Raw genomic sequence first — 12,510 nt, 5'->3', positions numbered from 1 at the left:
GATGAAAAGCGTTGGTTGCGCGCATGATAGCAGAGAAACGCAGCTATCGGATCTCCTTGTTTTTCCTTATCCGGACCGCCCCGATCGGCAAACATTGGGAATCATGTCGAAAATCGTGGACACGCGCGTTGCGGTTGCCTACAGCGTACAGTCGAACTGTATGGTTGGTAAGTCACGGAAATCGCGTCGCGACAAGGTTTTTCGCCGTTTCGTTCACATAATGTTTGATTTTCGGTGAATTGACAAAGGTCGGGCGCCGAGGCTACAATATAACGTGAACCATAGGGAAGAAAGGGCTTACTTCTGGCTCGTTTACCTTCCTGACGGGCGTCGAAGGAGCGGATATCCATGCCTGAATCCCGACAGAAGACGCCGCTGCCGCCGGACGAGAATCCGTGGCGGGCTGCCGGACTTGTGACTGCGATCGGCGTCGAACTGGCCGTATGCGTCGGTCTCGGATGGTGGATCGGCTCGGTTGTCGACCGGAACAACGGAACCTCGAGCTGGTACATGGTCGGTCTCGTGCTGGGATTGATCGCCGGCATCGGCTCCGCCGTGGGCTTGATCCGGAAGTACGCTTCAGGGGAAAGGCGAAAGTGATGGACGATTTACCCGCTCTGCTTAGGAAGGTTTCTCGCATTACGTTCTTTTTTTTGTCCATAGGATGCGTGAGTTGGGTCGTCTGGCCCGCTCACAAAACGGTCTTCGGAGGGTTCATGCTCGGCGCGATCGGCAGCCTTGTCATCGCGTGGCATCTGGCTTGGAAGCTCGTGCGCATCGGCAACGTTTCCGTCGCCGGCGCGAAGCCCCGATCGGGCTTCGGATTCCTGAGCCGCGCAGCGCTGGCCCTGCTGGTCGCATTCGTGTCGGTACGCATGCTGGAGTTCAATCTCCCGGCGACCGTCGCAGGTTTAATTGCGACACCGTTGGCAACACTCCTACTGGGTTTGATGTCCAGACGCCGCCGGCCGGGCGGTCACTCCACCGATGAAAGGGGTGAAAAGCACTAACATGGATCATTTAGCGCCAATCGTCATACTCGGCGGTGTGAAATTCGACCTCGCGGCCATCATCATGATCGTCTTGACCAGCGTGATCGCCTTCATCCTGGCCCGCTTGTCCGTGCGCAACCTGTCGGTCGAAAATCCCGGCAAGCTGCAGAATTTCATGGAATGGGTCGTCGAGTTCGTAAGCAACATTATCGGCATGGCGACGGATTTCAAACGGGGCAAGGTATACCTGAGCCTCGGCTTGACTCTGATCATCTACATTTTCATCGGGAACATGCTGGGTCTTCCTTTCAACTTCATCACCGAAGCCCACGGCCACGCCACATTCCTCGGAATGGAGCTGTTCATGGACGGGCATGAAGAAGCCCACTTCGCGTGGTGGAAGTCTCCTACCGCTGACGCGGCGATGACGATGGCTCTGGCTCTAACGGTAATCGTCCTGTCGCACATCCAAGGGCTCCGCCACAACCGCAAGCATTACCTCAAGCACTATTTCCAACCATGGCCGTTCTTCCTTCCGATCAACCTGATCGAGACGGTCGCGAAGCCGCTCACGCTGGGGCTGCGGTTGTTCGGCAACATCTACGCCGGCGAAGTCATGATCGGCGTCATCCTGGGGATGGGCTGGGTCGGCATTCCGGCATTGCTCATCTGGCAGGGCTTCAGTGTATTCGTAGGCGCCATTCAGGCGTTCGTATTTACGATGTTGACCATGGTCTATATCGGTCAAGCCAGCATTCACGAAGAGGATCATTAATTAGCACCCCAAATTCAAGGAGGATAAACACACATGGAAATCTATGGTCTGCTTGCAGCAGCAATCGTATTCGGCTTGGGCGCTCTGGGCGCCGGTATCGGTAACGGTCTGATCTTCAGCAAAACGGTAGAAGGCATCTCCCGTCAGCCTGAGCTGCGCGGCGCGCTGCAAACGACGGCGTTCATCGGCGTAGGTCTCGTAGAAGCACTGCCGATCATCTCCCTCGTCCTCGCCTTCATCTTCATGGCTAAGTAAGCAAACGAATCGAAACGCAAGGCGCGGAGTGCCACTTGCCTCCACGCCTTCCTTATGCACTAGGGGTTTCTCGATCATTCGGCATGCATAAGCGTTCGGCTTATCCATCTCCGAACGATCTCCGAATAAAAACGCGTCGCCCCTCTGCCGAGGACAGCGAGTCCGTTTTTACTTGGTCATACAGAATGTATAAGTTTTCATGCCTTTCCATTTCTGTATGACCGACGATAAAAACGTGTCGCCGTCTAGGAAGACGGCAAAGCCGTTTTTACTTGGGATTTTTCAGCATTAGGGTGAAAGGAGTGGCGATCGGTGATCAGCTTTAACTGGACCAGCTTTGTAATTCAAATCCTGGCATTCGGTATCTTATACCTGCTGTTGTCGAAGTACGCTTTCGGTCCGTTGTTCGGAATCATGGAGAAGCGCCGCCAGCTCGTCAAAGAGCAAATCGACAACGCCGAGAAGAGCCGCACCGAAGCGGAACGGTTCCTCGAAGAACAGAAGCAATCCCTTCAGCAAGCGCGCAAGGAAGCTTACGATATTATCGAGCAAGCGAAATCCACCGGCTCCAAGCAAGCGGACGAGATCGTGGCGGCTGCCCGCAACGAGTCCACCCGCCTGAAGGAAGACGCGGTTCGCGACATCGAGAGCGAGAAGAACAAAGCGATCGCTTCCCTCAAAGCGGAAGTCGGCGGCCTGTCCGTCCAGATCGCTTCGAAGATTCTCGAAAAACAGGTCGACGAGCAAGCGCAAAGCCAACTGGTCGACGAGTACCTGAAAGACGTAGGGAACAAATCATGAGTCGCGGCTCGGTCGTAGCGAAGCGTTATGCCAAGGCGCTGTTCGACCTTGCCAGGGAACAGGATCTCGTCGTCGCCGCGGAGAACGAATTGAAGGCGATCTCCGATACGGTCACCGCGAACGCGGACGTCCGCGCTTTCCTGGCTGCGCCGAACATCACGTTCGACAAGAAGATCGAGGCGCTGCGCGCCAGCTTCGGCGGCAAGGTCTCCCAAATCGTCCTGAACACGATCATTCTGCTGATCGAGCGCGGACGTCAGGGCGAGATCCCGGCCCTCCTCGAAGCCTACCGTCAAGTTGCGGGCGACGAACTCGGCCGCATCGACGCCAAGGTCACCTCCGCCAAGCCGCTCACGGACGAGGAGAAGAGCCGGCTGGCCGCGCAATTCGGCGGCAAGATCGGCAAGACCGTGCGCGTAGACAATACTGTGGATCCGTCGATCCTCGGCGGCCTGACCGTCCGAATCGGAGACACGTTGTACGACGGCAGCTTGCGCGGCAAGCTCGACCGTCTCTCTAAAGAACTGCAAGCCACCGTGTAATTATGTATGTTAGGAGACAGGGGTGAACGAATTGAGTATCCGACCTGAAGAAATCAGCACGCTGATCAAGCAGCAGATTCAGAACTATCAATCCGATATCCAAGTCGTTGACGTCGGTACCGTCATCACCGTCGGTGACGGCGTTGCGCGCGTTCACGGTTTGGAAAAGGCGATGGCCGGCGAGTTGCTCGAATTCTCGAACGGCGTCGTGGGCATGGTCCTCAACCTTGAAGAAGACAATGTCGGCGTCGTTATCATGGGGCCGTTCACCGGCATCCGCGAAGGCGACCAAGTCAAGCGTACCGGCCGCATCATGGAAGTGCCGGTAGGCGAAGCGCTGCTCGGCCGCGTCGTAAACGCGCTCGGTCAGCCGGTTGACGGCAACGGTCCGATCAACACGACGAAGACTCGTCCGGTCGAATCCCCGGCACCGGGCGTCATGGCCCGTAAGTCCGTCTTCGAACCGATGCAGACCGGCATCAAAGCGATCGACTCGATGATCCCGATCGGCCGCGGCCAACGGGAGCTCATCATCGGCGACCGCCAAACGGGCAAAACGACGATCGCGATCGACACGATCGTCAACCAAAAAGGCAACGGCGTTATCTGCATCTACGTTGCCATCGGCCAAAAGCAATCCACCGTTCGTACCGTTGTCGAATCCCTGCGCAAGCAAGGCGCGCTGGATTACACGATCGTCGTCACGGCGAGCGCTTCCGAGCCGTCCCCGCTGCTCTACATCGCACCGTACACCGGCTGCGCGATGGGCGAAGAGTTCATGTACAACGGCAAGCACGTCTTGATCATCTATGACGACCTGACCAAGCAAGCGGCCGCATACCGCGAGCTGTCCCTGCTGCTCCGCCGTCCTCCGGGCCGCGAAGCTTACCCGGGCGACGTCTTCTACCTGCACTCCCGTCTGCTGGAGCGCGCGGCCAAGCTGAATGACGAGCTCGGCGGCGGTTCCCTGACGGCCCTTCCGTTCATCGAGACCCAAGCCGGCGACATCTCGGCCTACATCCCGACGAACGTGATCTCGATCACGGACGGCCAGATCTTCCTGGAGTCCGACCTGTTCTACTCCGGCCAGCGCCCGGCGGTTAACGTCGGTAACTCGGTATCCCGGGTAGGCAGCTCCGCTCAGATCAAAGCCATGAAAAAGGTCGCGGGCACGCTCAAGACCGACTTGGCCCAATATCGCGAGCTGGCGGCGTTCGCTGCCTTCGGTTCCGACCTCGACAAGGTGACGCAATCCCGCCTCGACCGCGGCGTGCGCACGCTCGAGATCCTGAAGCAAGGCATCCAAGTACCGATGCCGGTCGAACGCCAAGTCGTCTCCCTGTACATCGTTACGCGCGGACACACCGACGATGTGCCGGTCCAAGACGTACGCCGCTTCGAATCCGAATTCCTGTCCTATCTGGATGCGAACCGTCCGGAAATCCTCGCATCCATTCGCGATACGAAGGACCTGACCGCCGACAACGACAAAGCGCTCGTCGAAGCGATCGGCGCCTTCAAGAAGGGCTTTGCCGTCACGGCGTAAGCCTCGAGCAATTGTCCGAACAAGTTTGCGCCGGGCTTGTCCCTTCAGGGCGGCCCGGCAATAAGGTGGTGACATGAATGGCTAAAGGGATGCGCGAAATTAAGCGTCAGATCAAAAGTACGCAGAACATGAAGCAGATCACCAAGGCGATGGAGCTCGTGGCAGCCGCGAACCTGAAGCGCGCCCAGACGGCCGCCGAAGCGGGCCGGCCCTACTCCGACAAGCTGAAGGAGGTCGTCTCCAGCATCGCTTCAGGCGGCGGGGGCGTCAAGCACCCGATGCTTCAGACCCGGGAGATCAAGCGGACCGCATACCTGATCATCACTTCGGACCGCGGTCTCGCCGGCGGCCTGAACAGCGCGCTGCTGAAGCGGTTCGTGGATACGCTGAAGAGCAAGCACAAGTCGAACAACGAGTTCGACCTGTTCGTCATCGGGCGCAAAGGCCGCGATTATCTGAAGCGCCGCGATTACCCGATCAAGCAAGAGGAGATCGGCGTACCGGATTCTCCGAAGTTCGCCCATATCAAGTCGCTGGCTTCGGCTGCGGTGACCGGCTTCGAGGACGGCACGTACGACGAGATCTACCTGGTGTACAACCGGTTCGTCAACGCGCTCTCGCAGATTCCGACCGTCAAGCAGCTGCTGCCGCTCGACGCTTCCGCGCTCGAAGGCGCGAGCCAAGGTCCGAAAGCGGACTATGAGTACGAGCCTTCCGCTGAAGAGGTGCTGAACGTCCTGCTGCCCAAATACGCGGAAACCTTGGTCTACAGCGCCCTGTTGGAGAACAAGGCGAGCGAGTTCGGCTCGCGGATGACGGCCATGAGCAGCGCGACGAAGAACGCGACGAAGCGGATCGACGAATTGACCCTGACCTACAACCGTGCGCGTCAAGCGGCCATCACGCAAGAGATCTCGGAGATCGTAGGCGGCGCGAACGCACTGGTTTAATACGGATTTGTTGGAGACTGAAGATACAGGAGGGACACGTATGAACAAGGGGCGCATTGTCCAGGTAACGGGCCCGGTCGTCGATATCGAATTCGACAACGGCCAATTGCCTGACATCCTCAACGCAATTACGATTCAACAAGGCGGCGATCATCCGGTCAGCTTGACGGTAGAAGTCGCGCAGCATCTTGGCGACAACCTCGTTCGTGCCGTTGCCATGTCGTCTACGGACGGTCTGGTGCGGGGTACGGAAGCCATCGATACGGGCAAGGCGATTACCGTTCCGGTCGGACCGGCTACGCTGGGCCGCGTTTTCAACGTCCTGGGAGATCCCATCGACGACAACGGCGCAGTGGACCGTTCGGTTGCATTGCCGATTCACCGTCAGGCACCGGCGTTCGACGAACTGTCGACCCAACAAGAGATGTTGGAAACGGGCATCAAGGTTATCGACCTCATGGCCCCTTACGCCAAGGGCGGTAAAGTCGGTCTGTTCGGCGGCGCAGGCGTCGGCAAGACGGTTACGCTGCAAGAGCTGATCCACAACATCGCGTCCGCGCACGGCGGTATCTCCGTATTCGCCGGCGTCGGCGAACGTACGCGCGAAGGTAACGACCTTTATCACGAAATGAAAGACTCCGGCGTTATCGACAAGACCGCGATGGTGTTCGGTCAGATGAACGAGCCGCCGGGCGCGCGTCTGCGCGTCGCCCTGACGGGTCTGACGATGGCCGAGTACTTCCGCGACGAAGAAGGCCGCGACGTGCTGCTGCTCGTCGACAACATCTTCCGCTTCACCCAAGCGGGCTCCGAAGTATCCGCTCTGCTCGGACGGATGCCTTCCGCGGTAGGTTACCAGCCGACGCTGGCCACCGAGATGGGCCAATTGCAAGAACGGATCACTTCTACGAAGAAGGGTTCCGTTACGTCGATCCAAGCCATCTACGTGCCGGCGGACGATTACACCGACCCGGCGCCGGCTACGGCGTTTGCCCACTTGGACTCCACCACGAACTTGGAGCGCGGCATCGCGGCGATGGGTATCTTCCCTGCCGTCGACCCGCTCGCTTCCTCTTCGCGGATTCTGGCGCCTGAGATCGTCGGCGAAGAGCACTACCAAGTCGCCCAAGGCGTTAAGAAACTGCTCCAACGCTACAAGGAACTGCTCGACATCATCGCGATCCTCGGGATGGACGAACTGTCCGAGGACGACAAGCTGGTCGTTCTGCGCGCTCGCCGCGTACAGCTGTTCCTGTCCCAGCCGCTGCACGTCGCAGAAGCGTTCAACGGCATTCCGGGTCTTCACGTTTCCGTTAAAGATACCGTGCGCAGCTTCAAAGAGATCCTTGAAGGGAAGCATGACGATCTTCCGGAACCGGCCTTCCACAACGTCGGTACGATCGAAGATGCAGTCGAGAAAGCGAAGAAGCTTGCTCAAGGGCTCTAATTCGCTTCTGATGGAGGTATCGGTATGAGTACCCTGAGACTGGAAATCGTCACGCCCGAGCGCAAGGTCTTCGATAAAGACGTGAACATGGTCGTCGTCAAAGGTGTGGGCGGCGATCTCGGGATTCTGCCGCACCACGTCCCGCTGGTGACGCCGCTGAAGGTCGCGCCCGTGAAGGCGAAGATCGGCAACGCGGAAGAGTTCATCGCGGTTCACGGCGGCTTCATGGAAGTGCGCAAGGACAAGGTCGTCATTCTCGCGGAATCCGCGGAGCTGGGGTCGGATATCGATGTGATCCGTGCCGAGCAAGCGAAGGAACGCGCGCAACACCGTCTGAACGAGAAGCAGAGCGAGATCGACCACAAGCGCGCCGAAGCGGCGCTGCAGCGGGCGCTCACGCGGATTCAAGTCGGCGGGCATTGATCCCATATGTATCTCAAGATCGCCTGGAGATGGCGTCCCGATCGGGATCGCCCTCCCGGCGATCTTTTCACATTTTCGGCACGCGGGCTCGGCTCGCCACGGAAGAGAGGCAAGGTCATGGAAGAGATCGTCATCGTAGGAGCCGGCCCTTGCGGCTTGTCCGCCGCGGCGGAGCTGCAGGATCGGGGCTTCGACCCGCTCGTCATCGAGAAGGAGAATATCGTCCATTCGATCACGCAATATCCGATCAACATGCAGTTTTTCAGCACGCCGGCGCTGCTCGAAATCGCGGGCGTGCCGTTCATCACGCCGAACGACAAGCCTTCGCGCCTGGAAGCCCTTCATTATTACCGGACCGTCTCGGAGCGGCGGCAGATGCGGATTCGCCGTTATGAACGCGTGACCGGCGTAACCAAGGACGGGGACGTCTTTCGAATCGACAGCGTCGGACGTTCCGGGGAGCCGATCGTGACCCGCGCGCGCAGCGTCGTCATCGCGACGGGGTACTTCGACCATCCGAACCGTATCGGCATCCCGGGCGAGGAGCTGCCGCACGTCAGCCACTTTTTCCGGGAGGCGCATCCGTATGCGGGCACTCGCGTCGTCGTCATCGGCGGCAGCAATTCGGCCGTCGACGCGGCGCTTGAGATGGAGCGCGTCGGGGCGAAGGTGACGGTCGTCTACCGGGGGGAGTCGGTGTCGGCCAACATCAAGGCGTGGGTGCGTCCGATCTTCGACAGCTATGCGGCCAAAGGACGGATCGATCTGCGCCTGAACAGCCGCGTCATAGAGATCGGGCACAACCATGCGGTCGTCGAAACGACGGACGCGGAGGGACGCGCTTCGCGGGAGACGCTACCGGTGGATTTCGTGCTGGCGCTCACCGGCTTCCGTCCCGACCGGGGCTTTCTCCGCGCGATGGGCATCGAGGCGCCGGACGGCATCATCCCGCCGACCCACAACCCGGAGACGATGGAGACGAACGTCCCGGGCTTGTATCTCGCCGGCGTCGTCTCGACCGGACGGGACGCCAACGAGATTTTCATCGAGAGCGGGCGGTATCACGGACGCAAAATTGCCGACCATCTCGCGTCTTGCCGGGAAGTCATGCCATCTTGACTACCATGTCCGGTCCCGTGATTGAATCCCCCCGCTCTCGGGTAAATTAGGGGGGACAACGCAAACTCGGGAGGGAATGGGCATGACAAAACTGCATGACCGGCTGAACAGCAATTTGGCGGATTGGAACCTCACGTACGTGAAGCTTCATCATTATCACTGGTATGTGAAGGGCCCTCACTTCCTAGCGCTGCACGTCAAATTCGAGGAGCTCTACGACTTTGCCGCCTTGTCGCTGGACGAAGTGGCGGAGCGCCTTCTCGCGATCGGCGGAAAGCCGGCATCGACGATGAAGGAGTATCTCAAACTCACGACGCTTAGCGAAGCGGGCAATGAGACGAACGACATCGACATGGTGAAAGCCATCGTCGACGACTTCATCAAACTGGTGAACGAGCTGTCGCAAACGCGCGAACTGGCCGAAGAATCCGGCGACGCGCCGACGGCGGACCTGCTCGTCAAGCAGATCGAAGAGCTGCAGAAGCAAACCTGGATGCTCAGCGCGACGGCGGGCATCGACGTCCCCACCAAAGTCAAAGTATAACCGTCGTTCCCCGAGCGGGAACGGCGGCGAGACCGCGGACAGGCCGGAGGCGACCCGGCTTGCCCGCGGTTTTTTTGCGTGGGGAGGCGTTGGGAGGCTGTGTGCGGTCATGCAGAGGTTTTTGGTGCGGCTGACGGCAAGAAGCGGCGGGGATGAAGAGCTCGGAGGACCGTTCGGCAGTGGAACGCCAAATAAATGCGGGCGATGAATCCCGATAGGGGGCTTGTTCCGCGCGCAGGAAGCCGAAAGCAGGTTGCTCGGGGTTTCTGCAATGAAAGTGAGGTTTGTCCGGTGGTCGGTAAACGCTAACGGTTGCATTCGAGCTTATTCGGCCCGAAATGTTCCGATTCTATTTCTAACGGTTGCTGACGAGCTTATTTGTCGGTTTAACGTCCAGAATGCACTCATTTACCTCTAATAACGTCACTCAGAACCGTTAAAATGTCTTTAAGCGATGATTTCCAGTAATAGCCGCTGTGGCGACCGTTAAAAATCGTGCCAATCGCATCAATCGCATCATTGCACCCATCGTGCGCACCCATTGACCTCACCGTGCGCACCCACCGAACCAATTGCATGTGCCCATTGCACCCATCATACGCACCCATTGTTCCCTTCGATCGAACCCAATGCATCCATCGCACGCACCCATCGAACCCACCGTACCCACCGCCCCAAACGCGCTCAACGAATCCATTCGAGAAAACAAAGAGCGGTAATTCGTATGTCTCCTTGGCCACTCGTTCTCGCCAAATAGGAGAAGTACAATATTACCGCTCTATTTCGTTTGTTCGGCAAATCAAAGTAGAGGTCCGAAAGATTACATTGCGCTACGATTTCCCCGCATCTACGTTGACGGCGATCACGCCAAGCCGCTGCGGCTGATCGGCCGTCGCGCCGAACCAGATCGCGCCGTCTCCGACCATGACGCCTTTGAAGTTGACGAAGAGGTCTTCCTTTTTCTGAGAAGCCAGCGCTTGCTTGACGTTGTCCGTGAAAATGTCGGCGCATTGCTTGATGAACGCTTCTTTGGTTTTGACCTGGACGGACTCGCCGTCATGATTCACGGCAAGCGGGAATAAAATATACTCCGCGACCTTCTCGGCGTCGTCCGCCGCGACGGCGGCTTGCACGTCGGCGAACATCCGGTCGAACGCGGCCGGGTCCTCGACTCCGGCGGTTTCGTACGGATTGTTCGAGGCCGGCGGCGTCGAAGCGGGAGCCGAAGGGGAAGCTTCGCCGGACGGCGCAGCGGATGAGGCCGAGGCGGATGCCGACGGAGAGGGGGAGGCGGACGTGTCGCTGCCCGAACCGGTTCCGCAGCCGGCCAGCAAAAGGAGGGCGGCGGCTGCAGCCGCGGTCAGCACCCGGGGGCGTCCCGTCCGCAAGGGCTTCTTTGTCATGGGATGGCGGTTCTTCATGATGGAATCTCTCCTAACTTGGATCTTTGTCTCTATCATTCGACGAATCGAAAGCGAAAAAAGTTACCCGCCGGCCGCGCGCATGGGGGCGGGCGGGCGTCGACAGGGCTCGCCACATCGTGATGAAAACGCTTTTTTCATGGACGGGATTTAGGCCATTTGTTATACTGATGTGGAGAAATTTGCCTGTTTGTTCCGCTGAACCAGCGTTCGATTCTTCTTTCGGAGGCGATGGTGCTTGGAGAAATACGCAAATCAATACGTCATTGTGACCGTCTTCCTGCTTCTGGGCATCGCGTTTCCGATCGTCGTGCTGTGGCTCGGCAGCAAGCTGCGCCCGAAAAAGCCGACGGCCGAGAAAGAGACCACCTACGAGAGCGGCAACGATCCCGTAGGCGACAGCCAGATCCGCTTTAACGTGAGGTATTACCTGTACGCGTTAATGTTCGTCGTATTCGATGTGGAGACCGTCTTCCTTTACCCCTGGGCCGTAGCATACAAAAAGCTCGGTCTTTTTGCGTTGACGGAGATGGTCGTGTTCGTCGGTTTGCTCCTGATCGGTCTCATCTACGCCTGGAAAAAGAAGGTGCTGCAATGGAATTCCATTTAGAGCATGTCTCTCCGGAGGATATTCAGGAACTGGAGCGCAATGTGTTCCTCGGAAGCATCGAGACGTTAAAGGGCTGGGTGCGCAGCAATTCGCTGTGGCCGCTCACCTTCGGGCTCGCCTGCTGCGCCATCGAAATGATGGCCGCAGGAGCTCCCCACTACGACCTCGACCGGTTCGGCGTCATGTTCCGGACGTCCCCGCGCCAGGCCGACGTCATGATCGTGTCCGGTACCGTCACCAAGAAAATGGGCCCGCTCCTCCGCCGTCTGTACGATCAGATGCCGGAGCCGAAGTGGGTCATTGCCATGGGCTCTTGCGCAACCGCGGGCGGCCCTTATGTCAAGTCCTACTCCGTTATCAAAGGCGTAGATCAGATCGTCCCCGTCGACGTGTACATACCCGGCTGTCCGCCGAACCCGGCGGCGTTAATTTACGGCATTAACAAGCTCCAGGAGAAAATCCGCTACGAAGCCAGAACCGGGAAGCGGGTGACGAGCGGATGAGCGACGAGGAGATGAAGCGAGAAGGAGCCCCGAGCGCCAACCCGACGCCGGAGAACGAATCCGCCCGCTCGGCCGAAGAGCCTCCCGCGTCCGAGCCGATAGCGGGAGGAGGCGCGGAAGCCGACACGGCGGAAGCAACGGCCGCGCCGCAAGAGGGCGGAGGCGAGCCGGCTGCGCAAGCGGAAGCGCCGCCCGCCGCTGCGAGCGGCCCGGCCGAGGGCGCCGCGCCGGAGGCAGGCGAAGGCGAGGCACCGCCCGTCCGCCGCAAGGAGACGGACGAAGAGAAGGCCGCGCGCCGCAAGGCGGCGTTTGAAGCGCGCGAGGCGGCCAAGGTCGCCGCCGCGCAAGCCGCCGGGCGCCAAGCGGCGCCCCCAGCGCCTGCCGCATCGGCACCAGCCGCCGCCGCAGGCGAAGATACACCGCCGGCAGCCCCGGCCGGCGATGGAGAAGCCCCCGTCCGCCGCAAGGAGACGGACGAGGAGAAGGCCGCGCGCCGCAAGGCGGCGTTCGAGGCCCGCGAAGCGGCCAAAGCCGCCGCCGCGCAAGCCGCCGGGCGTCCCGCCGCCGCAGCGCCGGCCCCCG

15 protein-coding genes and 1 pseudogene are annotated in these 12,510 nt (G+C 59.6%); 15 read left to right on the top strand and 1 reads right to left on the bottom strand.

Annotated elements, in window-relative coordinates; genetic code table 11:
- Positions 1-348: 348 nt before the first annotated feature.
- From LKX83_RS29325 to LKX83_RS29270, 12 genes are all read left to right on the top strand, one after another.
- Positions 349-600, top strand: a complete 252-nt coding sequence (locus tag LKX83_RS29325; RefSeq protein WP_227886382.1) for an AtpZ/AtpI family protein — start codon at positions 349-351, stop codon at positions 598-600.
- Positions 600-1,010 (top strand): ATP synthase subunit I, encoded by a 411-nt coding sequence (locus LKX83_RS29320; RefSeq protein ID WP_227886406.1) that lies wholly within the window; start codon positions 600-602, stop codon positions 1,008-1,010. The genes LKX83_RS29325 and LKX83_RS29320 overlap by 1 nt, the downstream gene beginning before the upstream one ends.
- 1 nt (position 1,011) lies before the next feature.
- Positions 1,012-1,767: a F0F1 ATP synthase subunit A gene (gene atpB, locus LKX83_RS29315; RefSeq protein WP_227886381.1), complete on the top strand. Its 756-nt coding sequence runs from the start codon at positions 1,012-1,014 to the stop codon at positions 1,765-1,767.
- Between the two features lie 33 nt (positions 1,768-1,800).
- The gene (gene atpE / locus LKX83_RS29310) at positions 1,801-2,022 is read left to right on the top strand and encodes a F0F1 ATP synthase subunit C (protein ID WP_227886380.1); all 222 of its coding nucleotides are present in this window, start codon (positions 1,801-1,803) and stop codon (positions 2,020-2,022) included.
- Between the two features lie 315 nt (positions 2,023-2,337).
- A complete protein-coding gene (gene atpF / locus LKX83_RS29305) occupies positions 2,338-2,823 on the top strand; it encodes a F0F1 ATP synthase subunit B (RefSeq protein WP_227886405.1) in 486 nt (161 codons plus the stop codon).
- Positions 2,820-3,365, top strand: a complete 546-nt coding sequence (locus LKX83_RS29300; RefSeq protein ID WP_227886379.1) for a F0F1 ATP synthase subunit delta — start codon at positions 2,820-2,822, stop codon at positions 3,363-3,365. The genes atpF and LKX83_RS29300 overlap by 4 nt, the downstream gene beginning before the upstream one ends.
- A 31-nt stretch (positions 3,366-3,396) precedes the next feature.
- On the top strand, positions 3,397-4,911 hold the full coding sequence (gene atpA, locus LKX83_RS29295; protein WP_227886404.1) for a F0F1 ATP synthase subunit alpha: 1,515 nt from the start codon (positions 3,397-3,399) through the stop codon (positions 4,909-4,911).
- Positions 4,912-4,988: 77 nt separating this feature from the next.
- On the top strand, positions 4,989-5,861 hold the full coding sequence (atpG, locus tag LKX83_RS29290; RefSeq protein WP_227886378.1) for an ATP synthase F1 subunit gamma: 873 nt from the start codon (positions 4,989-4,991) through the stop codon (positions 5,859-5,861).
- A gap of 40 nt (positions 5,862-5,901) precedes the next feature.
- Positions 5,902-7,308: a F0F1 ATP synthase subunit beta gene (atpD, locus tag LKX83_RS29285; protein ID WP_185141398.1), complete on the top strand. Its 1,407-nt coding sequence runs from the start codon at positions 5,902-5,904 to the stop codon at positions 7,306-7,308.
- Between the two features lie 24 nt (positions 7,309-7,332).
- Entirely contained in the window at positions 7,333-7,731 is a 399-nt protein-coding gene (locus LKX83_RS29280) for a F0F1 ATP synthase subunit epsilon (protein ID WP_227886377.1), read from the top strand.
- Between the two features lie 117 nt (positions 7,732-7,848).
- On the top strand, positions 7,849-8,850 hold the full coding sequence (locus tag LKX83_RS29275) for a YpdA family putative bacillithiol disulfide reductase (RefSeq protein ID WP_227886376.1): 1,002 nt from the start codon (positions 7,849-7,851) through the stop codon (positions 8,848-8,850).
- A gap of 82 nt (positions 8,851-8,932) precedes the next feature.
- Positions 8,933-9,394 (top strand): Dps family protein, encoded by a 462-nt coding sequence (locus tag LKX83_RS29270; protein ID WP_227886375.1) that lies wholly within the window; start codon positions 8,933-8,935, stop codon positions 9,392-9,394.
- Between the two features lie 830 nt (positions 9,395-10,224).
- Here LKX83_RS29270 and LKX83_RS29265 read toward each other — a convergent pair.
- Positions 10,225-10,815, bottom strand: coding sequence for a hypothetical protein (locus LKX83_RS29265; RefSeq protein ID WP_227886374.1), 591 nt, complete (start codon positions 10,813-10,815; stop codon positions 10,225-10,227).
- A 238-nt stretch (positions 10,816-11,053) separates the two neighbouring features.
- Here LKX83_RS29265 and LKX83_RS29260 point away from each other — a divergent pair, with 238 nt between their 5' ends.
- The 3 genes and pseudogenes from LKX83_RS29260 to LKX83_RS29250 all read left to right on the top strand — a co-directional run.
- Entirely contained in the window at positions 11,054-11,425 is a 372-nt protein-coding gene (locus tag LKX83_RS29260) for an NADH-quinone oxidoreductase subunit A (protein ID WP_227886373.1), read from the top strand.
- Positions 11,410-11,928 carry a NuoB/complex I 20 kDa subunit family protein gene (locus tag LKX83_RS29255; protein WP_227886372.1) on the top strand — a complete coding sequence of 173 codons (519 nt, stop codon included), beginning with the start codon at positions 11,410-11,412 and terminating at the stop codon, positions 11,926-11,928. The genes LKX83_RS29260 and LKX83_RS29255 overlap by 16 nt, the downstream gene beginning before the upstream one ends.
- Positions 11,925-12,510: pseudogene (locus LKX83_RS29250) on the top strand (hypothetical protein); the annotation flags it as partial. The gene LKX83_RS29255 and the pseudogene LKX83_RS29250, both read left to right, overlap by 4 nt.

Origin of the sequence: Cohnella baijiui (assembly GCF_020731285.1) — a bacterium.
In the GTDB taxonomy this organism is placed as follows: Bacteria; Bacillota; Bacilli; order Paenibacillales; family Paenibacillaceae; genus Cohnella.
This window is presented reverse-complemented; position numbering and strand designations above follow the sequence as displayed.

Bases quoted from the DNA above. Each gene is read 5' to 3' on its own strand.
- LKX83_RS29325 (WP_227886382.1), top strand. From the start codon at position 349: ATGCCTGAATCCCGACAGAAGACGCCGCTGCCGCCGGACGAGAATCCG.
- LKX83_RS29320 (WP_227886406.1), top strand. From the start codon at position 600: ATGGACGATTTACCCGCTCTGCTTAGGAAGGTTTCTCGCATTACGTTC.
- atpB (WP_227886381.1), top strand. From the start codon at position 1,012: ATGGATCATTTAGCGCCAATCGTCATACTCGGCGGTGTGAAATTCGAC.
- atpE (WP_227886380.1), top strand. From the start codon at position 1,801: ATGGAAATCTATGGTCTGCTTGCAGCAGCAATCGTATTCGGCTTGGGC.
- LKX83_RS29300 (WP_227886379.1), top strand. From the start codon at position 2,820: ATGAGTCGCGGCTCGGTCGTAGCGAAGCGTTATGCCAAGGCGCTGTTC.
- atpG (WP_227886378.1), top strand. From the start codon at position 4,989: ATGGCTAAAGGGATGCGCGAAATTAAGCGTCAGATCAAAAGTACGCAG.
- atpD (WP_185141398.1), top strand. From the start codon at position 5,902: ATGAACAAGGGGCGCATTGTCCAGGTAACGGGCCCGGTCGTCGATATC.
- LKX83_RS29280 (WP_227886377.1), top strand. From the start codon at position 7,333: ATGAGTACCCTGAGACTGGAAATCGTCACGCCCGAGCGCAAGGTCTTC.
- LKX83_RS29275 (WP_227886376.1), top strand. From the start codon at position 7,849: ATGGAAGAGATCGTCATCGTAGGAGCCGGCCCTTGCGGCTTGTCCGCC.
- LKX83_RS29270 (WP_227886375.1), top strand. From the start codon at position 8,933: ATGACAAAACTGCATGACCGGCTGAACAGCAATTTGGCGGATTGGAAC.
- LKX83_RS29265 (WP_227886374.1), bottom strand. From the start codon at position 10,815: ATGAAGAACCGCCATCCCATGACAAAGAAGCCCTTGCGGACGGGACGC.
- LKX83_RS29255 (WP_227886372.1), top strand. From the start codon at position 11,410: ATGGAATTCCATTTAGAGCATGTCTCTCCGGAGGATATTCAGGAACTG.